We start from the raw sequence: 22,120 nt of genomic DNA on the forward strand, positions 1-22,120 counted from the left end.
TTACCTCAGCTTCAAGGTCGACAAGCCGACCAGACAGAGCAGCATGGTGATGATCCAGAAACGCACAACCACTTGCGTTTCTTTCCAGCCGCTTTTTTCGAAATGGTGGTGCAAAGGGGCCATCTTCAGGATGCGCCGACCTTCGCCATATTTTTTCTTGGTGTACTTGAAGTAAGCCACCTGCGCCATCACCGACAAGGCCTCGACCACGAAAATGCCGCCCATGATGGCGAGCACAATTTCCTGCCGCACGATGACCGCGATGGTGCCCAGGGCTGCGCCCAGGGCCAATGCGCCCACGTCGCCCATGAACACTTGCGCGGGATGGGTGTTGAACCACAAGAACGCCAAGCCAGCACCGGCCATGGCGGCGCAAAAAATCATCAACTCGCCCGAACCCGGAATGTGCGGGAAAAACAGGTATTTGGAATACACCGAGCTGCCCGTCACATATGCGAACACGCCCAGCGCCGAGCCCACCATGACCACCGGCATGATGGCCAGGCCATCCAGACCATCGGTCAAGTTGACCGCGTTGCTGGCCCCCACAATGACCAGATATGTCATGAGCACAAAGCCCAACACCCCCAAGGGGTAGTTGATTTCCTTGAAGAACGGCACCTGCAAGCCAGCCTTCGGTGGCAGGTTCACGTCAAAGCCCGACATGACCCATTTGGCGAACAAATCGAAGACGCGCAAATTGGACACTTCGGAAATACTGAACACCAGATAAAGCGCTGCCAACAAGCCGATCACCGATTGCCAGAAATACTTTTCACGCGAACGCATGCCTTCGGGGTCTTTGTTGACCACTTTGCGCCAGTCATCGACCCAACCAATGGCGCCAAAACCCAGCGTCACGATCAACACGATCCAGACAAAGCGGTTGGACAGGTCAAACCAGAGCAAGGTGGAAATGGCAATCGACAACAAGATCAGCACACCGCCCATGGTGGGGGTGCCGCTTTTGGACAGGTGAGACTCCATGCCGTAGCCGCGAATCGGCTGGCCGATCTTGAGCGAGGTCAGACGACGGATCACAAAGGGGCCTGCCGCCAAGCCGATCAACAGCGCGGTCATCGCGGCCATCACCGCACGGAAGGTGATGTATTGGAAAACGCGCAAAAAGCCCCACTCCGGAGACAAACTTTGCAACCATTGGGCCAAACTAAGCAGCATGGGCCTCCCCTTTTTTGTTCTGATGGGTGTTGTTCATCGGGCCCTGTGACAGCAAGGTTTCGACCACACGCTCCATCTTCATGAAGCGAGAGCCTTTGACCACCACGCTCTGAAAATTGACCACGTTTTGCGTGACCGATGCCAGCAAACTGTCCATGCTGTCAAAATGACGCGCTTGACCAAACGCCTGGGCTGCATGCACACACAAATCGCCCAGGGTGTACATCGCGTCGATGCCACGCTCGGCGGCATAAGCACCCACTTCTGCATGAAACTCAGGCCCTTGGTTGCCGACTTCACCCATGTCGCCCAGCACCAGCAAACGTGGCGCAGGCAATTCGGCCAACACATCGATCGCGGCGCGCACCGAATCGGGGTTGGCGTTGTAGGTGTCATCCACCAATGTGATGTCGCCATTTGGCACATGCAAAACCAGGGCGCGTGACCGTCCTTTGACCGGCTCGAACGCTTGCAGTCCTTGGGCCACAGCAGCCAAAGACACCCCGGCTGCCAGTGCACACGCGCTGGCCGCCAAAGCATTTTTGACGTTGTGGCGACCGGCAATGTGCAAACGCACAGGTGCGGTGCCTTCGTTGGTCTTGAGGGTGAACTGCCAGGCACCCGATTGCCAGAGCACCACGGCAGCGCGAACATCCGCCTGCACCTCGTGTGCAGACGAGGCAAATGTGCGCTGCGTACGTTGACCGGACAAGGTTTGCCAGATGCGTGTGAATTCTTCGTCTGCCGGGAACACCGCCACACCGCTGGCAGGCAAGGCCTGCAACACAGCGCCGTTTTCATAAGCAACGGCTTCCACCGTACCCATGAATTCCTGGTGTTCGCGTTGTGCGTTGTTGACCAGCGCCACCGTGGGCTGCGCCAAACGGGCGAGGTAGGCGATTTCACCGGGATGGTTCATGCCCAACTCGACCACGGCCACGCGGTGGTGAGCGCGCAAGTTGAACAAAGTCAGGGGCACGCCGATGTCGTTGTTCAGATTGCCCTGGGTCGACAAGGCATCTTGTCCGGCATGGGCACGCAAGATCGAGGCGATCATCTGCGTCACGGTGGTTTTGCCATTGCTACCAGTGACTGCGATCAAGGGCAAGCTGAACTGCGCACGCCAGCCAGCAGCCAACTCACCCAAAGCGATGCGGGCATCGGGCACCAGCAGCGCAGGCAAGCCGTGTGCAAGCGCCAGGGCCTCACCCGAGGCCTCGCACACCACGGCCACGGCACCTTGCGCCTTGGCCTGGGCGATGAACTGGTTGCCATCAAAACGTTCACCGCGCAACGCCACAAACAAGTCACCGGCCTGCAAGCTGCGGCTGTCGGTGTGGACGCGGTCGACCACCACACCCTGCACGTTCAGGCCGCGCGCTTGGCTCAGCCAAGTCAGGGCCAGATCCAATCGCAAGTTCATGGTGGACTGCACGGTTTTCATGCGGCGGCCCCTTGGTGCTGAACAGTGCGCCGCTGCAAGGCCGCCTGCACATGCAACACATCCGAAAACGGATGACGCACACCCATGATGTCTTGTTCGGTCTCATGACCCTTGCCAGCCACCAGCACCACGTCTTGCGCGGCAGCTTGTGCCACCACCTCGGCAATCGCCAAGGCGCGGTCTGTTTGAATGCGTGCCTGCGCGGGGCGGACCAAACCGGCCACCATCGCAGCCAAAATGGCTTCAGGAGACTCGCTGCGGGGGTTGTCGCTGGTCAGCACCACCTGGTCGGCGGCAGTCTCGGCGGCAGCGGCCATCAAAGGGCGCTTGCCCGCATCGCGGTCACCACCGCAACCCAACACGCACCACAGGCGGCCACCACGGGCCGCCGCTTGCGAGCGCAAGGCGGTCAGTGCGTGCGACACGGCATCGGGCGTGTGTGCGTAATCGACCACCACCAAAGGCAAGCGCTGATCGCTGGCACCGGAATGCACGCGCTGCATGCGCCCGGGCACGGCCGTCAAATGCGCACAAGCCTGCACGGCGTCAGCCAGACTCACACCCAATGCGCGCAAGCTGCCGATCACGCCCAGCAGGTTGTCGATGTTGTAGTCGCCCATCAGGCCGGTGTGCAAGGACTGCACCTCCACACCTTCGATCACCTCGAACGCCAGACCATCGGCACTGAGCAGTGCACGGGCTTGCAAACGGGCGGGGCCCAGACGCGAGCAAGTCCACACATCGAGTGCTTCAGCTTCCAGATGCCGGGCCAACAACGCGCCTTGCGTGTCATCGGTGTTGATGACTGCAGCCTGCAAACCCTGCCAGCTGAACAAGGCTTCTTTGGCCGCCCAATAGCTGGCCATGTCGCCGTGGTAGTCGAGGTGGTCTTGTGTGAAATTGGTGAACACCGCAACGCGGATGTGCGTACCGTCCAGGCGGTGCTCGGCCAGACCGATCGATGAAGCTTCGATGGCGCAATGCGCAACCCCCTCATCGGCAAACACCCTGAACTGACGCTGCAGCAGCACCGGGTCGGGTGTGGTCATGCCAGTCGAGACCAAATCAGGCACCCGACCGACCCCCAAGGTACCGACCAAACCACACGCCCGATGCAGCACTGGAGATGACAAGGCCTGTGCCAGCCACCAAGCGGTGGAAGTTTTGCCGTTGGTGCCGGTCACAGCCAGCACACTCAGGGCCTGACTGGGGTGCTCGTAATAGGCATCGGCCACGAGACCGGTCTGCGCCTTGAGATTTTTCATCACGGCCAGCCGATCCACATGGGCCGAGGTGGCTTGCAGGGGCTTGAGCCAAGCGGCATGCCCTTCTTCTTCGAGCAAACAAGCTGTCGCGCCTTGCATCAAGGCTTGTGCCAAATATTGGCGTCCATCCGTTGCTGCGCCGGGCCAGGCGATGAACGCATCACCCGGTTGCACCAGACGGCTGTCGGTGCGCAACTCACCCGTCACGTGCGCACGCAACCAGCGTGCGGCTTCTGGAGCGCTGTGCAGGCCTTGCATCAGAACGACTCCTCGACCGACTTGGCCACGATTTGCGGTTTGACAGCCATGTCGGGTTGCACGCCCATCAGACGCAAGGTCTGCTGCACGGTCTGACTGAACACAGGCGCCGCCACATCGCCACCGAAGTAGCGACCGTTGCTGGGCTCGTCGATCATCACCGCCACCACGATGCGCGGGGCCTCGATGGGGGCCATGCCGACAAAGAAACCACGGTATTTTTTTCCCGCGTAGCCTTTGCCTTCTTGCTTGTGGGCCGTGCCGGTTTTGCCGCCCACGGAATAACCCATGGTTTGGGCCTTTTGTGCCGTGCCGCCAGGGCCTGCAGCCATTTGCAACATTTTGCGCATGGCCTTGGCATTTTCTGCACTGATGACGCGCACGCCAGCCACCTGGTTTTCGGCTTTCATCAAAGTGGCGGGCACCACTTCTCCGTCACGGGCGAACATGGTGTAAGCACGGGCCACTTGAAACAAGCTGCCCGAAATGCCGTAGCCATAGCTCATGGTGGCTTGCTCAATCGGCCGCCATGTTTTGTAGGGACGCAAGCGGCCGCTGACCACACCAGGGAAAGGTAACTGGGGCTTTTGACCAAAACCCACCTGGGCATACATTTCCCACATCTCGCGTGGCTGCATCTGCATGGCCATCTTGACGGTGCCCACGTTGCTCGATTTCTGGATCACCTCATTCACCGTGAGCACGCCATGCGGGTGTGCATCAGTAATGGTAGAGCCGGTGATCGTGATGCGACCGGGCGCAGTCTGTATCTGCGTTTCGGGTTTGACCAGGCCTTTTTCCAGCGCCAGCGCCACCGCAAACGGCTTCATGGTCGAGCCTGGCTCGAAGGTATCTGTCAAAGCACGGTTGCGCAGCTGCTCACCGCTCAAGTTAACGCGTTTGTCAGGTGAGTAACTGGGGTAGTTGGCCAAGGCCAAAATTTCACCCGACTGGGCATCGAGTACCACCACACTGCCTGCTTTGGCTTTGTTTTCCAACACGGCTTCGCGCAACTTTTGGTAAGCAAAGAACTGCACTTTGCTGTCAATGCTCAACTGCAAGTCCTCGCCATCCACTGGTGGGACGGCCTCACCCACGTCTTCGACCACACGCCCCAGGCGGTCCTTGATGACCCGGCGTGAGCCCGACTTGCCTGAAAGCTGTTTCTGGAACACCAGCTCAACGCCCTCTTGGCCCTGATCTTCCACATTGGTAAAGCCAACGATGTGCGCTGCCGCTTCACCCTCAGGATACAAACGCTTGTATTCCTTGATGTCGTACACGCCCTTGATGCCCAGTGCCAGAATTTGCTTGACCACCGGCTCATCAAGCTGCCTGCGCAACCAAACAAAAGTCTTTTCATCGTCCTTGAGTTTTTTGTCCAACTCGGCCGGGGTCATTTCCAGCAAACGGGCCAGCTCACGCAACTTGGCAGGGTCGCGCTCCATGTCTTCGGGGTTGGCCCAAATGCTGGGCGCAGGCACGCTGGAGGCCAGCAACATGCCATTGCGGTCGAGCACACGGCCCCGATTGGCGGGTAGCGTCAGTGTTCGGGCAAATCGGACTTCACCTTGGCGGATGAAAAAATCGTTCGCAAAGACCTGCACATAAGCCGCACGCGCCACAAGCCCCGTGAAGCCCAAGGCAATCGCCGCCACGATGAACTTGCTGCGCCAAACCGGTGTTTTGCTGGCCAGCAGCGGGCTCGATGAAAGCTGAACACTGCGACTCATGGGCGCGCCTCCTTCACTGCAGGGGCGGCATCCTTGACGGACACATACTGGGTAATGGCTGGCGAGGCTGCACGCATTTGCAGCTGTTGGCGTGCAATCTGCTCCACTCGCAGGGGCGTGGCCTGCGCACGGCGCTCGACCTGAAGTCGGTCTTGGTCCACCTCCAGGCGCTTGGCTTCCTTGCGCGAAGACTCCAGCGCCATGAACAAGCGGCGCGTCTCGTATTGGCTGTGCACCAAAACCAGTGCGCTGGCGATCACCGCCAACAACAGAAAAATGCTCAGGCGGGTCATGCAGGCACCTCGGTGCGCTCAGCCATGCGCATGATGGCGCTGCGCGAACGGGGGTTGCCTCGCACCTCCGCTTCACTCGGGCGGATGCGACCCTGGGCTTTCAGGCGCATCTTCACCGGCTCGGCAAAGGGCACGCGCCGGTCGACCACTTCTTTGGAATGCTTGGCGATGAATTGCTTGACGATGCGGTCTTCCAAAGAATGGAAGCTGATGACCACCAAACGGCCTCCGGGCGCCAACACATGCAGGCTGGCCTCTAGCGCTTGTTCAAGCTCCGCAAGCTCTGCGTTGATGAAAATCCGAAAAGCCTGAAATGTCCGCGTTGCAGGATTCTGGCCCGGCTCGCGAGTCTTGACCGTGTCAGCCACGAGCTGGGCCAAATCGGTGGTGGTTGAAATTGGGCCCCGCTCTTGTCGGCGAGCCACAAGCGCCTTTGCAATCTGAAAAGCAAACCGTTCTTCGCCATAGTCACGTATCACCTCCGTGATTTGATCCACCGTGGCTGTTGCCAGCCAATCGGCCACACTCTCGCCGCGCGTGGTGTCCATGCGCATGTCGAGTGGGCCCTCAAAACGAAAAGAAAAACCCCTCTCGGGGCTGTCGATCTGGGGAGAGCTGATGCCCAAGTCCATCAACACGCCATCCACACTGGCTGGTGGCAAGTCACCCAGGTTCGAAAAGCCTTCGTGCCTGATCGAAAAACGGGCGTCTTCGATGCGCCCGGCTTCGGCAATGGCTTCCAGATCCTTGTCAAAAGCCTGCAATCGGCCTTGTGCAGACAAGCGCGAAAGAATCAAGCGCGAGTGACCGCCACGCCCAAAGGTGGCGTCCACATAAGCACCATCCGCACCGGCAGATGCCTGGAGCAATTCATCCACCGCTTCGTTCAAAAGCACGGTGGTGTGGGTCAGTACGGTCTGGGTCATGGCGTTCAGAACGAGAAATCCTTGAACACATCGGGCATCTCGCCCTGCATGGCCTGCGCTTCTTGCGCGTCGTAGGTGGCTTTGTCCCACAACTCAAAGTGGTTGCCCATGCCCAGCAGCATGGTGTCTTTGGCAATGCCGGCGGCTTGACGCAATTCAGGCGAGATCAACACGCGCCCTGTGCCATCCATCTCGACATCCATGGCGTTGCCCAAAAAGATCCGCTTCCACCACTGGGCAGACATGGGCAATTGGGCAATGCGTTCGCGGAATTTCTCCCACTCGGGACGGGGAAACACCATCAGGCAGCCGTGTGGGTGCTTGGTGATCGTCAGCTGACCCTGCGCCGTGGCGCTCAGGACGTCACGGTGCCGGGTCGGTACAGACAACCGCCCTTTGGCATCCAGACTCAGCGATGAAGCCCCTTGGAACACTGCAACGACCTTTTTTCAGTTGAGACACACAAGCGAGGACACTTTTCCCCACTTAATTGCACTTTTTTGCACTGTATCAGGAATTCAGTGCAACTCAACAGGTGTAGATCGATTTTTTTCAATGAAATCAAGGGCTTAGCGCTGAATTTGAACCAAGCAACACGAGAAATTTCCATGTAAATTAGGCACTTACAAGCGGCAATGAAAGTAACCTGTGAAGGATATTAAAAATACAAAAATGGCAAATACATTAAATGCAAAAAATCAATTTAGGGTCCAACAAGACTTAAACCGGACGTAAAAAAACCCCTGGGCAGGGGTTTTTTGACGTTGAAGAAATGCTTAGGGGTCAGTCGCCGAACATTTTTTGCTTCAACTCACGGCGCTGTTGCGCTTCCAAAGACAAGGTCGCAGTGGGACGGGCCAGCAGACGACCGACACCAATGGGCTCGCCGGTTTCATCGCAGTAACCGTATTCACCGGCATCAATCAGGCCGATCGATTGTTCGATTTTCTTGAGCAACTTGCGCTCACGGTCACGCGTGCGTAACTCCAAAGCGTGTTCTTCTTCGATCGTGGCGCGGTCTGCAGGATCGGGCACCACCACCGTGTCTTCACGCAGATGCTCGGTGGTCGCGCCCGCGCTGTTCAGGATTTCCTGCTTCAAGATGGCCAACTTCCGGCGGAAATAGGTCATTTGCACGTTGTTCATGTATTCCGTGTCAGGCATGGCCAGAATTTCGGCGTCGGTCAACTCTTCGACCGTTTTGGTCTTCCAGTTGTTGGCCAATTTGGGGTCTTTTTTGATCGGCGCAAAAGGCGCGGAAACCACCGCCACTGGCGAACTCGGCATGAAACTGGCCTTGGCTGCCGTCGAAGCCACCGCTGGCGGCAAAGAAGGCACCGTGATCTGGGCCAAACGGGCCGAGGGGCGTGTTGCACGAATCAATTGGTCAGGCGCAGAAGGCGCCGCCACTGCCGTCACGGCAGGTTGGGCGACCGGAGGGGTCGGTGTCGCCACTTTTTTAACAGTCATAGATTTCGCTTCAGGTACAGAGGCCGTCTTTTTAGGAGACGGCGCGGGTGCGGCCTTCGCCTTGGGAGCGGGGGTCGGCTTAGGAGCTGCTGCAACAGCCTTTTTAGGCGTCGGTGCAGCCAGCTTGCTTTTCACAGGTGCTGCTTTTTTGGCGACAGCAACGGGTTTAAGTGTCTTGGTCGATTTGGGGGCTGGTGCAACTTTTTTGGTTTTCGATGCTGCAGTCGTCGTGGGCTTGGCTTGTGGCTTCGCTGTCACTTTTACAGAAGCCGCAGGCTTGGTGGCCACTTTTTTTGCCGCCACCGGCTTGGCTTTCGCCTTGGTGGCGGTCACTTTGCTCGTTGCTTTTTGAGTCGAGGTCTTCACGTCTTGTCTCCTAGCCGTGTGAAAGGGCAGGCCCAAACCTCTTGCCACACTGCAGCAACCGATTGAAAAACCTGTTCATTTGCGTTTCAAACCCTTGTTATAGACCTTATGGGGTTCACCAGCCTTCCCAAAAAAAGGGGGGGCATCAGGCGGGCGATTGTAACGATAAGAACGATCAAAAAACGCCCGCTTGCCGATTAAAGACAAGTTCCCGTGAATTGCTGCCCATCGTTCCCGGACCAACCAACACACCTCACACCAGGCATTGCTCCAGGCCTTGCAACAAAATGTCTTTGGGCAAATCGATGCCAATGAACACCATCTTGCTCATTTTGGCTTCGCCATCGGCCCACATCGGCCCCAAATCGCTGCCCATCAATTGGTGCACGCCCTGAAAAATCACCTTGCGCTCGGTCCCGCGCATGTTCAACACGCCTTTGTAACGCAGCATGCGGGGGCCATAAATGTTCACGATCGCGCCCAAAAAGTCTTCCAGTTTGGCCGGATCAAACGCGCGCTCAGAACGGAAGACAAAACTTTTCACGTCATCGTCATGGTGGTGGTGACCGTGTCCATGACCTTGCTCGTGGTCATGCGACGGGTGATCGCAGTGCTCACCGTGTTCGTGCTCATGCTGGTGAGACGGGTGGTCGCAGTGCTCACCATGCACATGGTCGTGGTCATGCGCGCCATCGTTCAAAAAGTCGGGGGCGATGTCCAGCTTGGCATTCAGGTTGAAGCCCTTCAGGTCAAACACTTCTGACAAAGCCACCTCACCGAAATGCACCACTTTTTGAGGGGCACGCGGGTTCATGTGCTTGAGACGGTGCTGCAAGGCGTCGAGGTCTTCGGCTGACACCAGATCGGCTTTGCTGATGAAAATCTGGTCGGCAAAACCCACCTGGCGGCGCGCCTCCTGGCGGTCATTGAGTTGCTGAGCCGCGTGTTTGGCATCCACCAAGGTCAGGATCGAATCCAGCAAAAAGGTCTCCGCGATCTCGTCGTCCATGAAAAAGGTCTGCGCCACCGGACCAGGATCGGCCAAGCCGGTGGTCTCGATCACGATGCGGTCAAACGTCAGCAGGCCCTTGCGGCGCTTGGCGGCCAGCAGCTGCAGCGTGGCACGCAAATCTTCGCGAATCGTGCAGCAGATGCAGCCATTGCTCATCTGAATGATTTGTTCGTTCGTTTCCGAGACCAGGATGTCGTTGTCGATGTTCTCTTCACCAAACTCGTTCTCGATCACGGCGATCTTCTGGCCATGGGCCTCGGTCAACACGCGCTTGAGCAAGGTGGTTTTGCCCGAACCCAGAAAACCGGTCAGGATGGTGGCGGGGATGAGGGACATGAAAGGCTCCGCTGAAAGGGTCAAAAGACAAGAGTTGGGGAGTGTAGCGACGAATTCAAACCGCCAGCCTGCGCGCGCTGGCATGCCCCCATGGACCGACGGCACAGTCCGAGCAGGGGCTCATTTGCGTTTGGCGCGCGGGTGGGCCGCATCGTAGGCCTTGGCCAAGTGCTGAAAATCGAGCCGCGTGTAGACCTGCGTGGTGGTGATGTTGGCGTGACCCAGCAACTCTTGCACGGCGCGCAGATCACCGCTGGACTGCAGCACATGGCTGGCAAACGAATGACGCAGCATGTGCGGGTGCACCGGCGTGGCCAAGCCCGCCAGCAGGCTGCGGCGCTTGAGGCGCTGCGCCACGCCCCTCGCGGTCAACCGGGTGCCATGGCGTCCGGGAAACAGCGCCAGCGCCAAACTCGATGCGCCGGGGGCAGGCTGATTCAACATGCCCGGCAACTGGGTGCGAACCGCCAGCCAATGCGCCAAGGCCTCCAGGGCAGAACGCCCCAAGGGCACACTGCGGCGCTTGCTGCCCTTGCCCTGCACCTGCACCTCGGCGTTTTGCAGATCAATCCAGCCGCGACCCGAACGGCTGGCATCGGCGCTCGCCACCACATCCAGACCGGTCAACTCGGCAATGCGCAGGCCGCAGCCGTAAAGCAGCTCCACCATGGCAGCGTCGCGGGCTTCCAGCCAGGGGTCGTCGTTGTCTTCTTCGTGCTCGGCCAACTGCACGGCTTCGTCCACACCCAAGGCCTTGGGCAGGGGTTTGGCCACACGCGGCGCACGCACATCCACCACCGGGTTGTGGGCGACCAGGCCTTCACGCCCCAGCCAGGTGTAAAACCCGCGCCAGCCCGACAAGATGAGGGCGATGCCTCGACCGCTGCGCCCCGCGCTGTGCATCTGCGCCACCCAGCGGCGCACATGGCCGCTCTGCACTTGCAACAAAGGCACTTGCGATTCGGCGGCCATGTCGCCCAACCGAATCAGGTCGAGTTGGTACAAGGCGCAAGTGCGTTCAGCCAGGCGCTTTTCAAAACGGACATGGTCCAGATAACGGATGACCAGCGGGTCAGGGGTCACCGCATCCGACATGGATCAGGCCTGGGGGGTGCGCAGCACCGACAAGGCGGCACCCGCCAACTCGGCCAGGCGCTCCAGCAAGTCGGTGCCCATCTGGCTGTTGAAGCGTTGTGCATCGGGCGAGGCCAACACCAACAAACCAAAAGCGGGCTGACCTGGGGCCGAACGCAAAGCCAGCAAAGCCAAAGAGGCCGCTTGCGTCGGCTCTGCCAGCCACTGCACCGCCTCATAACCCGCGTTGGGCCCGACATAAGGCCTGTCCAAAGACGTGGCCAGCATTTGCACCGTCTCGGTCACGCCTTGGGCATAAACCGCTTCGGCGTGTTCGCCCTGAAGCGACCACAAGCGCAAAGCGACCTGAGGCACTTGAAACAAATCACGGATGTTCTCGACCGCCGACTCCGCCAGTTGCGCTGGCGGCGTGACCAGCAACTCGCACGACCACCGGTGCAGCTTGTCGGTCAGGATCATGTTTTCGTTGCCGTGCCGGATCATGTCCATGATGCGGTGTTCCAGCCCCTTGATCTTGTCGCGCAGCATTTGCGCCTGTCGCTCTTGCAAGCCCACCGTGCGGTGGCTTTGCGGATGCGTGAGCTGCACCGTGGCAAGCAAGGAGGCGTGACGCTCGAAAAAGTCCGGTGTGTTCACCAGATAGTCGGCAATGTCGTCTTCGGTGATCGGGGTCATGGGTTCAGGCGTGGTCATGTGGGGGTTCCAGAAATTCAGGAAAGGGTGTCGGGCACGTCGATGCTGCCCTCAAACACAGAAGTTGCAGGGCCGGTCATCAGCACCGGGCTTTCGGCCTGTCCGGCCCATTCGATGGTCAGCACGCCGCCAAGGGCCTGCACATCCACACGGCTGTCCAGCCAGCCTTGGCGAATGCCTGCCACCACGGCCGCGCATGCGCCCGTGCCGCAAGCCAGCGTCTCGCCCGACCCGCGCTCGAACACGCGCAACTTGATCTGATTGCGCGACACAATTTGCATGAAACCGGCGTTCACCCGCTTGGGGAAAGCCGGGTGGTTTTCGATCAACGGCCCTTGCGCCAGCACCGGGAAGGAATCGACATCGTCCACCCGTTGCACGGCGTGCGGGTTGCCCATGGACACCACGCCAACACGCGCGATGGAAGGGGCAACGCCCGGATCGCCCAGCGCCAGGTCAAACACCGGCCAACCGTTGACCTGGTCGCTGATCAGGCCGATCGGATTGAACGGCACGCGTTCCCAGTCAAACACCGGGGCCCCCATATTGACCGTGACACGGCCATCCAGGTTCATGCGCAGCTCAATCTCGCCTTGCTGCACCTTCACGCGCACCGTGGTTTTGTCGGTCAAGCCCTTGTCGCGCACATAGCGCACAAAGCAACGCGCCCCGTTGCCGCAATGCTCAACCTCACCGCCGTCGGCGTTGTGAATCACGTATTCAAAATCCAGCCCCGGCGCGGGCGACGGGCGCACGCTCAGAACCTGGTCGGCCCCCACACCAAAGTGGCGGTCGGCCAAAAAGCGGTACTGGGCCGCGTTCAGGCCCAGGCGAGCCCGGGTCTCGTCGAGCACGACAAAATCGTTGCCGGCCCCTTGCATCTTGGTAAAGCGAATGTGCATGGCCGCGATTATCGCCCTTGGATGAAGCCCAAGCCGCCTGATAATGGGGCATGGCACGCACATCCCAACTCCTGCACCCCCAACGTGAACCTGCGCCTTTGCGCCCGGCAGCCACCGTGCTGCTTTTGCGCGATGGCCCTGAAGGCATTGAGGTCTTGATGACCCGCCGCTCCATGACGGCCAGCTTTGCACCCGGCGCCTATGTGTTCCCGGGCGGTGGCGTCGATCCTGCAGACGCACAAGCACACCCCCTGTCCACACGCCGCCCCAAGCAAAGCGACTTGCACCTGACGCAGGCCATTGCCACCATCCGCGAGAGCTTTGAGGAACTGGGCATCTTGTTCGCCCGCCATGCCGATGGACGCTGGGCCGACAACAGCGACATTGCCCAGATCGACCGCAAAGCCGCTTTTGCCGTCCAATGCCAGGCCCGGGGGCTGACGCTGGCTGCCGACCAGGTGTTTGTGCTGGCCCACTGGATCACCGACCGCGACCTGCCCCGCCGCTTTGATGTGCCATTTTTGGTGGCGCGCATGCCCGAAGGCCAGACCCCGGTGGCCGACGAGTCCGAGCAGTTCGAGCCGGTCTGGGTGCGCCCGGTGGATGCGCTGACCCGCCACGAAGCGGGCGATTTCTACATCATCTTCCCGACCATCCGCACCCTGGAGCGCCTCAAAGCCTTTGCCAAAGTAGACGACGTGCTGCAAGCCTGCGCCGTGAACGACGAGCCGCTGTGGACCAGCTGCCCCCGCGCCGGCTGGCTGGCGGGGAACGAAGCGCGCTACATGGAGCACGAAGCCCCGTTTGGCGAACTGGCCCTGGTCACGCCCGACGGGCAAATTCACCACCACCTGGACTGGCAGACAGACCAAGCGGTGGCTCTGCTCAAAAACGTGCAGCGACTCACCGCCCCCAACCCCGGCGTGATGACCGGCCCCGGCACCAACAGCTATTTGGTGGGCGACCCGAACACCGGCTACATCGCCATCGATCCCGGCCCGGCCGACGACGACCACCTGCAGCGCCTGTGGCGTGCAGCGGGCGGACAGATCAAAGCCATTGTGTGCACCCACTCACACGCAGACCACTCCCCCGGCGCGGCCCCACTGCAAGCGCTGTGCAACCACAAGCCGCCCATTCTGGGCCTGGCCTCCCGGCCGACCGCCCGCGCCAACAGCCGCTTCACGCCCGAGCGCGAGCTGGCCGACGGCGAAAAACTGGTGTTGCACGGCACTGGCGCGGACGGTGAGATCACCCACACCCTGCGCGTGGTGCACACGCCCGGCCATGCGGCCAACCACCTGTGCCTGGTCCTCGAAGAGGACGGCCTGCTGTTCTCTGGCGACCATGTGCTCAACGGCAGCACCACCGTGATCGACCCGCCCGACGGCCACATGGGCGACTACCTGGATTCACTGGACAACCTGGCCGCCGCCTGCGAGGCCGGGGGCATTGAATTCATCCTGCCTGCGCACGGCCATGTGCTGGGTTTTGCCCACCAAGCCATCACGCAGCTCAAGGCCCACCGCCTCAAGCGCGAGGCCAAAATAGCCGCCGCCATGCAGGCCCTGCCCCAAGGCAGCCTGCAGGAGTGGGTGGAAAAAGCCTACGACGACGTGCCGCCCCGCCTGTGGCCGGTGGCCGCCCGGTCCCTGCAGGCGCATGTGGACCACATCCGCGAACAAGCCTTGTCCTGAAACATCCCGAGAATTTTGAAAGATTTGATGACCCCCTCTGAAGAAGGCATTCGCCTGGCCAAACGTGTGGCAGCTGACCAGAATTGCTCTCGCCGCGAGGCCGAAGCCCTGATCGTGGCGGGCGGCGTCCAGGTTGCAGGCAAAATGGTCACCGATCCAGCCCGGCGCGTGCGGGACGAGCAGCCTGTGAACGTCAACCGTCTGGTGTCCATGGCCGCCCTAGCACCACTGACTTTGGTGCTATTCAAACCCGCTGACCGGGTGGCCAATCTGGCATGGCTGCAAGACACCGCAGGCCTGAAAGCCGCCCAACCCGGCATTTGGGGGCCCGAGCGGCTGGCCAAAATGCAAATGCCCTTGCCTTTGCCCAAAGCCGCCAGCGGGCTGTGCATTTTTTCAGACGACTTGAGTGTGCTGCGCCACCTGGAAGACCGCCGCAGCCCCATGGAGATGGAATGGATGGCCACCATCCAGGGCCCCGTGAGCGAAACGACCCTCAAAGCCCTGAACGGCCCCGGAATTCGCGCCAGCATCAACCGACAAACCGACACACTGACGGTGCTGCGCATCGCAGGCAAAGACATCGAAGGTCAGGATCTGGGGCGCTGGCTGGACCAGCAATGCCCGCTGCAAGACCTGCGTCGCCAACGGGTGGGCCGTCTGAGCCTGGCGCCGCTGGAACCCGGTCAATGGCGGCAGCTCGAAGGCTATGAACGCTTCTGATTGATTTCCGACAAAAATACACAGGATTTACCCTTGAAATGAAACGGGCAATGCCCAACTGTGTGAGGAGTCTGAGAAAATAACCATTCAGTCACACTTGCGTACCACGCAGTCACTGACCCAGGCCATGCCCATGAGGGTTTGACCAACGCAGAAAGGAGCACACCATGCGTTTGAGCACCAAGAGCCGATTTGCCGTCACCGCCATGATCGACGTTGCGCTGCGCGAAGACCGCGGCCCCGTGTCATTGGCCGCCATCAGCGTGCGCCACCAGATTTCGCTGTCCTATCTGGAACAGCTGTTCAGCAAACTGCGCCAGCAAGGCCTGGTCGAGAGCACCCGCGGCCCCGGCGGCGGTTATTCGCTGTCGCGCAATGCCGAAAAAATCACCATGGCCGACATCGTTGGTGCCGTGGATGCCCCATCCGACGAAGAAGCTGCAGCCGAAGGCGGCTGGATGAACAGCGACCTGTGGGCCAGCCTGAACGAAAAAATGCTGACGCACCTGCAATCCATCAGCTTGCGCCAGCTGGTGGCCGAGCAGCGCACCAAAGGTGTGACCGTGGAGCCTGCGCCTCAACCTGCCGTCAAGCGCGGTGTGTTCGCCAAGCCCAAAAGCACCTTGAAGATCACCGCACCCAATTCGGTGTTTGCACTGGCAGCCACCCTGATGCCTTCACGCGGCTGACCCTGAGCCTGGAACAACAAAAAACCCGCTTCGGCGGGTTTTTTGTTGCACGGGCAGGGCGATGGGTCAGAGGAGAATGTGTGGGAGGCTGCCCCTGCAGCCGAATGCCAGCATCACCGCAACGCAACCATTCGCGAGCGGGGGCTCGCTCCCACAAAAACAGCGCTGCCTCAACGACAAACTCTATTTGTCCTGTGGGAGGCTGCCCCTGCAGCCGAATGGGCCAGTGCCAAAGCCGTAATTTTTGAAAAAGTGTGAAGCTCGCCGATAAGCCGGATTCTGTGCACAGCGGTTGCCCGCTGCGTGACCGCCATTACTCTGGGCCGGGGGTTGCCCACCCGGCTCGATGCTACCTACCCGCCAACTCTGCGGAACCACATCAACGCTGGCCTACTTGGTATTGCTGCGCGCAGAGATTGCCCGTTTCACCCGAACTGAATCGGCTCGTCTCTGTTGCTCTGATCCTCACCTCACGGTGGAGAGGTATTACCTCCTGCGCTGTCCTGTGCAGTCCGGACGTTCCTCCAGTGCCTCCTTTCGGAGATTGCACCAGCGGCGGTCTGGCGAGCTTCACGAGGGGGATTATCGCCTGCGGGCATAAGCTCATGCCGCAAAAGGTCTGAACTTTCACGCACAATGTTTTTTTACCTTGAATTTTCAGCCAGGAGATCCGCCATGAAAGCCCACACCATCCTCGACACCATCGGCAACACCCCCCATGTGCGCATCAACCGCCTGTTTGGCGCGGGGGCCAATGTGTGGATCAAATCCGAACGCAGCAACCCCGGCGGCTCAGTCAAAGACCGCATCGCGCTGGCGATGATCGAAGACGCCGAGAAATCAGGCGCCCTGAAGCCCGGCGGCACCATCATCGAGCCGACCTCGGGCAACACCGGCATTGGCCTGGCCATGGTGGCGGCGGTCAAAGGCTACAAGCTGGTGCTGGTCATGCCCGACAGCATGAGCATCGAGCGCCGCCGCCTGATGCTGGCCTATGGTGCCAGCTTTGACCTGACGCCCCGCGAAAAAGGCATGAAGGGGGCCATCGCCCGCGCCGAAGAGCTGGTGGCCAACACCTCCTGCGCGTGGATGCCCCAGCAATTCGAGAACCCCGCCAACATCGACGTGCATGTGCGCACCACCGCCCAAGAGATCCTGGCCGACTTCCCCGATGGCATCGACGCGCTGATCACTGGCGTGGGCACGGGTGGTCACCTGACGGGCACCGCCCGCGTGCTGAAATCCAAATTCCCGAATCTCAAAGTGTTCGCGGTCGAACCCGCTGCATCCCCCGTGATTTCAGGCGGTGCGCCCGCGCCCCACCCCATCCAGGGCATTGGCGCAGGCTTCATCCCCAAAAACCTCGACACCAGCGTGCTCGACGGCGTGATCCAGGTCGATGCCGAAGCCGCACGTGAATACGCACGCCGTTCAGCCCGCGAAGAAGGCATGCTGGTGGGCATTTCGTCCGGTGCCACGCTGGCAGCCATCGCGCAAAAATTGGCCGAATTGCCCGCCGGGGCCAAGGTGTTGGGCTTCAACTACGACACAGGGGAGCGCTATTTGTCAATTGAGGGGTTCTTGCCTGCTTGATCGAACACCATTCGGCCGCAGGGGCGACCTCCCACAGGGAGGTTGCACCATGCGTCCGAGGGGCGGCCTCTGCAGCGAGCTTGTAATTTTGGCCACAGTGGTGGACGAGGCCAGCGTACAAGTGGGAGCGAGCCCCTGCTCGCGAATGGCCGAGGCCGTCCGCACGGCGATAATCACCCCTTCTTGCTTGATAACCACAAGCCACAGAGGTTGCCATGATCCGAATTTCAGAACTCAAACTCCCCCTCTCGGCCTTGCCGGTTGAAGTGCGCCGCTCGGCCGATGCGCCCTCTGAGACCGACGAAGACCGCCTGCCCACACCCCACCCCGAAGCCGCTTTGCGCCAGTTGGCTGCGCAGGCCTTGGGCATCGATGGGGCAGACATCACCACACTGACCGTTTTCAAACGCAGTTTTGATGCCCGAAAAGCCGATTTGCTGGCGGTGTACATCGTGGACGTTGCGCTGGCCGATGCCACCGCCGAATGCGCCCTGCTGCAAAAGCACACCCCCAACCCACACATCCTGCCCACACCCGACATGGCATGGCATGCCCCCTGCCGCGTCCCCGAAGGCTTTGGGGCCGCAGAAGGCGAGCGGCCCGTGGTCGTCGGCTTCGGGCCTTGTGGCATGTTCGCGGCGCTGGCTTTGGCACAAATGGGCTTCAAACCCATCGTGCTGGAACGTGGCAAGCCGGTGCGTGAGCGCACCAAAGACACCTGGGGTCTGTGGCGCAAAAAAGTGCTCAACCCCGAGAGCAACGTGCAATTTGGCGAAGGCGGTGCAGGCACCTTCAGTGACGGCAAGCTGTACAGCCAGATCAAGGACCCGCGCCACTTGGGCCGCAAGGTCATGGACGAATTCGTCAAGGCCGGTGCGCCGGCCGACATCCTGTTTGCCGCGCACCCGCACATTGGGACCTTCAAGCTGGTCAAAGTGGTTGAGAACATCCGCGAGCAAATCATCGCCCTCGGTGGCGAAATTCGTTTTGAGCACCGGGTGAGCGACCTGCAGCTGTCTCCCACCACCGACGGCCACCAACTGACGGGCCTGCAAGTGCAAGACCTGCGCACAGGCCAAAGCCAAACCCTGCAGACACGTCACGCGGTGCTGGCCTTGGGTCACAGTTCGCGCGACACGTTTGTCATGCTGCACCGCCGCGGTGTGGCCATGCAGGCCAAAGCCTTTTCAATTGGCGTGCGCATCGAGCACCCGCAAAGCGTGATCGACCAGGCGCGCTGGGGCCGACACGCGGGCCACCCGCTGCTGGGCGCGGCCGATTACAAGCTGGTGCACCACGCCCAAAACGGCCGTGCGGTTTACAGTTTTTGCATGTGCCCTGGCGGCACCGTGGTGGCGGCCACCAGCGAAGCAGGCCGTGTGGTCACCAACGGCATGAGCCAATACTCGCGCAACGAACGCAATGCCAACGCGGGGATGGTGGTGGCGATTGACCCACCCGATTACCCACTGGAAGTCGCCGCCTGGCAAGCCGCTTTTGGAGACAAAGACGGCGCTGCGCTCGCACAAGAAGCCCAGGCCTTGTCGCAACAACAACCGCCAGCAGCCCATCCTTTGGCAGGCATCGTGTTGCAGCGTCAACTGGAAACGCGGGCTTTTGAAGTGGGTGGCAGCAACTACGAAGCGCCCGGTCAATTGGTCGGCGACTTTCTGGCCAAACGCCCGTCCACCACTTGGGGCAGCGTGCAGCCTTCGTACAAGCCGGGCGTCAAGCTGGTCGACCTCGCCGATGTTTTGCCCGACTATGCCGTCGCGGCCATGCGCGAAGCCTTGCCGGTATTTGGCCGAAAGATCAAAGGCTACGACATGGCCGATGCCGTGCTGACCGGCGTGGAAACCCGAACTTCATCGCCCTTGCGCATCCCGCGTGGCGAAGACCACCAAAGCACCAACACATTGGGTTTGTACCCGGCAGGTGAAGGGGCCAGTTATGCCGGTGGCATTTTGTCGGCGGGTGTTGACGGCATCAAAGTGGCCGAATCTTTGGCGCGAAACATCACATCCTGACGCCGCCCCAAACCACGGGTTGAAATCAAGCGTTGTGGGTAGCTGTCATTTTTTGGTGGCACGAACAAGCCTGCTCAGCCAGGCGCTGGGGCGACGTGACATGCAGGTGGCCTTCGTGCACACCAAAACCAGGCCCATTTTGGGCATCAGACGGCGCAAGCAACTGCCGAATGGACAGCGGCAGCGCGTGAAGATGGAAGTTCAGAGGGTCACGCGGATACTGCGCCACGCAGTGCAAGAGCCAACTGGCCAAATGTTGCTGGCCCGTGTGGTGCTGCACGCAAAAAGACCATTGCGCCATTTGCCCGATCAGTCTTTGCGCTGCCGCTGTGGTCTGCCACAACCAAGGTGCATAACGGACGGGGTCGTCGGCAACAGGAGCCCAATCCATCCGGTAAGCGCGACCAGGCACTATCACATGCGACTGAATGGCACTGCCGCCCGCTTGCCCTGGCGCGACACACCCGTGCCGCCCCACCACGGCCAGAACAGCGTCCGCTGAATGCGATGCGCCCAAAGTCATCAACGCATCCACCGGAAAGTAAACAAACTGGCCTGGCCCATGACAATCGGGCGTCAAAGGGCCTGTCGGCAGATCAACACACACAAGCTTCAAATTCGCCTGAGGTGCAACTTCTGCGAGCATCAAATCCAGCAAGGCGTTTTCAATTTTTTCAGTTGACAAATGTGTGCACTCCAGACACCTGAACTTGCCCCCAAAACAACCACCAAGGCTGCCGGTTTTGGCATATTTTCATTTTATGTTCTTTATCGAACATTTGAATCCATGTGTACTGTGGTTTACTTGCCAATCTTGGGGCCTATACTCTTCGAGCTTTCATGCAAGCCCCGAATCCACTGGCCTTTCAGCCACTTCGCAACTGATTTCTATAACGCTGGCACGGGGTAAATTTTCGTGACGCTCTTCACCAACGGACTCATCTTTCAACTGGCCAGGGAAGATCAAAACCGACTGCAGCACATCTGCAAACCGGTTCAGTTGCTTGCCGGACAAATCCTGTGTGACACCGCTCAACACGCAACCCCTAAAGTCTATTTTTTAACGGGCGCCTGCGTCGCCGTGTTGATTGAAAGCTCTTCGCGCAACACCTTGGCCGTGGGTTTGGTCGGATCAGAAGGGGCCATCGGTTTGGGGTCGGTTCTGGACATCGGCCCCGAAAACCTTCAGTTTCGTGTGCAAACCGCCGGCCACGCCTGGGTGGCCGAAAGTGCCGACCTGGCACTGCTGCTGCACCAACGCCCAGGCATGTTGTGGGCCATCTCTCAATACCTGTGGTGGTTGGCCGCGCATGTGGCCACCATGGCCGCATCCATTCAGTTCGATGGCATCACCACCCGACTCGCACGTTGGCTGGTCTTGTCGGCCGACAGGGCGCAAACGCAGCATCTGCAACTGACACACGAGCACCTGGCTCACATGTTGGGCGTCCGGCGCGTCAGCATCACCTTGGCAGCCGGTGAACTGAAAGAGCGCGGGCTCATTGACTACCAAAGAGGCGTTATCGACATACTGGACATGACCGCTTTGCGTCAAATGAGCGACCGGACTCAAAACATCACACAGGTTTGATAAAAATCATCAAATCTAAACATTTCCAAAAAACTGAAACATATGTTCGGAATCGAACAAATTTAAGGCATCGATACTGATAGATTGAAGTGGGGCTCCCCACAGCAATTGGTATTTATGAATATTTCGTCAAAGACAAACAAAATTATCAATTTTTTACCGAATCCAGTACTTGAAGAGTGGTCGCCCTATTTCGAGCCTGTTGAATTGGCTCTGGGCCAAGTACTGTATGAGCCAGGCCGAATCATCGGGCACCTGTACTTCCCCCTCACCGCGATCGTGTCCTGGGTTCACATCCTAGAAAACGGGGCCTCGACCGAAATCGCGATCACCGGCCGCGAAGGCATGGTCGGCATCTATTTGCTCATGGGTGCCGCGCAAACCAACAACCGAGCCATCGTGCAAAAAGCCGGATCGGCCATGCGGATTCGATTGAGTGTGGTGCTCAACAGCTTTAACCAAGGCAACGCGGTTCAAAAGGTATCTTTGCATTACGCGCAAACCTTGATGAATCAGATTTCCCAAGTCTCCGTTTGCAACCGACATCACACCCTGGAACAGCAACTGTGTCGCATGCTCTTGCTCACGCTCGACCGGCAAGACAGCCAAACCATTGTCTTAACCCAAGAACTGATGGCCAGTTTGTTGGGGGTGCGCCGAGAAGGCGTGACCCATGCCGCGCACCGTCTGATGAATCAAAACATCCTCCACTACAGCCGAGGGAACATCACCGTGCTGGACCGCAAAGCCCTGGAAAAGAGGGCTTGCGAGTGCTACAGCGTGATCAGCCGTGAATACGACCGCTTCTCGAACATGCCCCTCTGAAGC

22 protein-coding genes and 1 other RNA gene are annotated in these 22,120 nt (G+C 59.8%); 8 read left to right on the forward strand and 15 right to left on the reverse strand.

What is annotated here, in order from left to right; genetic code table 11:
• From mraY to dksA, 8 genes are all read right to left on the reverse strand, one after another.
• Positions 1-1,179 (reverse strand): phospho-N-acetylmuramoyl-pentapeptide-transferase, encoded by a 1,179-nt coding sequence (gene mraY / locus B9Z33_RS15205; protein ID WP_108287809.1) that lies wholly within the window; start codon positions 1,177-1,179, stop codon positions 1-3.
• Positions 1,169-2,602, reverse strand: coding sequence for a UDP-N-acetylmuramoyl-tripeptide--D-alanyl-D-alanine ligase (murF, locus tag B9Z33_RS15210; protein ID WP_233252855.1), 1,434 nt, complete (start codon positions 2,600-2,602; stop codon positions 1,169-1,171). Before murF ends, mraY begins: the two co-directional genes overlap by 11 nt.
• A gap of 17 nt (positions 2,603-2,619) precedes the next feature.
• Positions 2,620-4,146, reverse strand: coding sequence for a UDP-N-acetylmuramoyl-L-alanyl-D-glutamate--2,6-diaminopimelate ligase (locus B9Z33_RS15215; protein WP_108287811.1), 1,527 nt, complete (start codon positions 4,144-4,146; stop codon positions 2,620-2,622).
• Complete coding sequence (locus B9Z33_RS15220) at positions 4,146-5,879, reverse strand: penicillin-binding protein 2 (RefSeq protein WP_108287812.1); 1,734 nt, start codon at positions 5,877-5,879, stop codon at positions 4,146-4,148. Before B9Z33_RS15220 ends, B9Z33_RS15215 begins: the two co-directional genes overlap by 1 nt.
• Positions 5,876-6,172 (reverse strand): cell division protein FtsL, encoded by a 297-nt coding sequence (ftsL, locus tag B9Z33_RS15225; RefSeq protein ID WP_108287813.1) that lies wholly within the window; start codon positions 6,170-6,172, stop codon positions 5,876-5,878. Before ftsL ends, B9Z33_RS15220 begins: the two co-directional genes overlap by 4 nt.
• Entirely contained in the window at positions 6,169-7,098 is a 930-nt protein-coding gene (gene rsmH / locus B9Z33_RS15230; RefSeq protein WP_108287814.1) for a 16S rRNA (cytosine(1402)-N(4))-methyltransferase RsmH, read from the reverse strand. Before rsmH ends, ftsL begins: the two co-directional genes overlap by 4 nt.
• 5 nt (positions 7,099-7,103) lie before the next feature.
• Complete coding sequence (mraZ, locus tag B9Z33_RS15235) at positions 7,104-7,532, reverse strand: division/cell wall cluster transcriptional repressor MraZ (protein ID WP_108287815.1); 429 nt, start codon at positions 7,530-7,532, stop codon at positions 7,104-7,106.
• A 349-nt stretch (positions 7,533-7,881) separates the two neighbouring features.
• Positions 7,882-8,385 carry an RNA polymerase-binding protein DksA gene (gene dksA, locus B9Z33_RS15840; protein ID WP_369916760.1) on the reverse strand — a complete coding sequence of 168 codons (504 nt, stop codon included), beginning with the start codon at positions 8,383-8,385 and terminating at the stop codon, positions 7,882-7,884.
• On the opposite strand from dksA, the gene B9Z33_RS15845 reads away from it, so the two are divergent.
• Positions 8,384-8,920 carry a hypothetical protein gene (locus tag B9Z33_RS15845; protein ID WP_369916761.1) on the forward strand — a complete coding sequence of 179 codons (537 nt, stop codon included), beginning with the start codon at positions 8,384-8,386 and terminating at the stop codon, positions 8,918-8,920. The two genes, dksA and B9Z33_RS15845, sit on opposite strands and share 2 nt — an antisense overlap.
• A 267-nt stretch (positions 8,921-9,187) precedes the next feature.
• Here the strand turns inward: B9Z33_RS15845 and B9Z33_RS15250 are convergent, their stop codons facing one another.
• From B9Z33_RS15250 to dapF, 4 genes are all read right to left on the reverse strand, one after another.
• Positions 9,188-10,282 carry a GTP-binding protein gene (locus B9Z33_RS15250; protein WP_108287817.1) on the reverse strand — a complete coding sequence of 365 codons (1,095 nt, stop codon included), beginning with the start codon at positions 10,280-10,282 and terminating at the stop codon, positions 9,188-9,190.
• 120 nt (positions 10,283-10,402) lie between these two features.
• Positions 10,403-11,377, reverse strand: coding sequence for a tyrosine recombinase XerC (xerC, locus tag B9Z33_RS15255; RefSeq protein WP_108287818.1), 975 nt, complete (start codon positions 11,375-11,377; stop codon positions 10,403-10,405).
• A 3-nt stretch (positions 11,378-11,380) separates the two neighbouring features.
• Complete coding sequence (locus B9Z33_RS15260) at positions 11,381-12,070, reverse strand: DUF484 family protein (protein ID WP_108287819.1); 690 nt, start codon at positions 12,068-12,070, stop codon at positions 11,381-11,383.
• Between the two features lie 17 nt (positions 12,071-12,087).
• Positions 12,088-12,972: a diaminopimelate epimerase gene (dapF, locus tag B9Z33_RS15265; protein ID WP_108287820.1), complete on the reverse strand. Its 885-nt coding sequence runs from the start codon at positions 12,970-12,972 to the stop codon at positions 12,088-12,090.
• A 50-nt stretch (positions 12,973-13,022) separates the two neighbouring features.
• Here dapF and B9Z33_RS15270 point away from each other — a divergent pair, with 50 nt between their 5' ends.
• The 3 genes from B9Z33_RS15270 (at position 13,023) to B9Z33_RS15280 (ending at position 16,081) form a co-directional block, all read left to right on the forward strand.
• The gene (locus tag B9Z33_RS15270; RefSeq protein ID WP_108287821.1) at positions 13,023-14,669 is read left to right on the forward strand and encodes an MBL fold metallo-hydrolase; all 1,647 of its coding nucleotides are present in this window, start codon (positions 13,023-13,025) and stop codon (positions 14,667-14,669) included.
• 27 nt (positions 14,670-14,696) lie between these two features.
• Positions 14,697-15,392, forward strand: coding sequence for a S4 domain-containing protein (locus tag B9Z33_RS15275; RefSeq protein WP_108287822.1), 696 nt, complete (start codon positions 14,697-14,699; stop codon positions 15,390-15,392).
• Between the two features lie 167 nt (positions 15,393-15,559).
• A complete protein-coding gene (locus B9Z33_RS15280; protein ID WP_108287823.1) occupies positions 15,560-16,081 on the forward strand; it encodes an Rrf2 family transcriptional regulator in 522 nt (173 codons plus the stop codon).
• Positions 16,082-16,333: 252 nt separating this feature from the next.
• On the opposite strand, the gene rnpB is transcribed toward B9Z33_RS15280, so the two are convergent.
• Positions 16,334-16,653, reverse strand: an RNA gene (rnpB, locus tag B9Z33_RS15285) — RNase P RNA component class A.
• A 103-nt stretch (positions 16,654-16,756) separates the two neighbouring features.
• Here rnpB and cysK point away from each other — a divergent pair.
• Positions 16,757-17,674, forward strand: a complete 918-nt coding sequence (gene cysK / locus B9Z33_RS15290; RefSeq protein WP_108287824.1) for a cysteine synthase A — start codon at positions 16,757-16,759, stop codon at positions 17,672-17,674.
• A 215-nt stretch (positions 17,675-17,889) separates the two neighbouring features.
• The gene (locus B9Z33_RS15295) at positions 17,890-19,701 is read left to right on the forward strand and encodes an NAD(P)/FAD-dependent oxidoreductase (protein WP_108287825.1); all 1,812 of its coding nucleotides are present in this window, start codon (positions 17,890-17,892) and stop codon (positions 19,699-19,701) included.
• A 25-nt stretch (positions 19,702-19,726) separates the two neighbouring features.
• Here the strand turns inward: B9Z33_RS15295 and B9Z33_RS15300 are convergent, their stop codons facing one another.
• Both B9Z33_RS15300 and B9Z33_RS15305 read right to left on the reverse strand, forming a co-directional pair.
• Positions 19,727-20,224: a hypothetical protein gene (locus tag B9Z33_RS15300; protein ID WP_146183874.1), complete on the reverse strand. Its 498-nt coding sequence runs from the start codon at positions 20,222-20,224 to the stop codon at positions 19,727-19,729.
• Between the two features lie 315 nt (positions 20,225-20,539).
• Positions 20,540-20,737, reverse strand: coding sequence for a hypothetical protein (locus tag B9Z33_RS15305; protein WP_146183875.1), 198 nt, complete (start codon positions 20,735-20,737; stop codon positions 20,540-20,542).
• 45 nt (positions 20,738-20,782) lie between these two features.
• Between B9Z33_RS15305 and B9Z33_RS15310 the strand changes: the two genes are divergently transcribed.
• Positions 20,783-21,292, forward strand: coding sequence for a Crp/Fnr family transcriptional regulator (locus tag B9Z33_RS15310; RefSeq protein ID WP_108287828.1), 510 nt, complete (start codon positions 20,783-20,785; stop codon positions 21,290-21,292).
• Positions 21,293-21,571: 279 nt separating this feature from the next.
• Entirely contained in the window at positions 21,572-22,117 is a 546-nt protein-coding gene (locus B9Z33_RS15315; protein ID WP_233252856.1) for a Crp/Fnr family transcriptional regulator, read from the forward strand.
• Positions 22,118-22,120: the final 3 nt, after the last annotated feature.

This window comes from Limnohabitans sp. T6-20 (assembly GCF_003063505.1).
Classification (GTDB): Bacteria; Pseudomonadota; Gammaproteobacteria; order Burkholderiales; family Burkholderiaceae_C; genus Limnohabitans_A.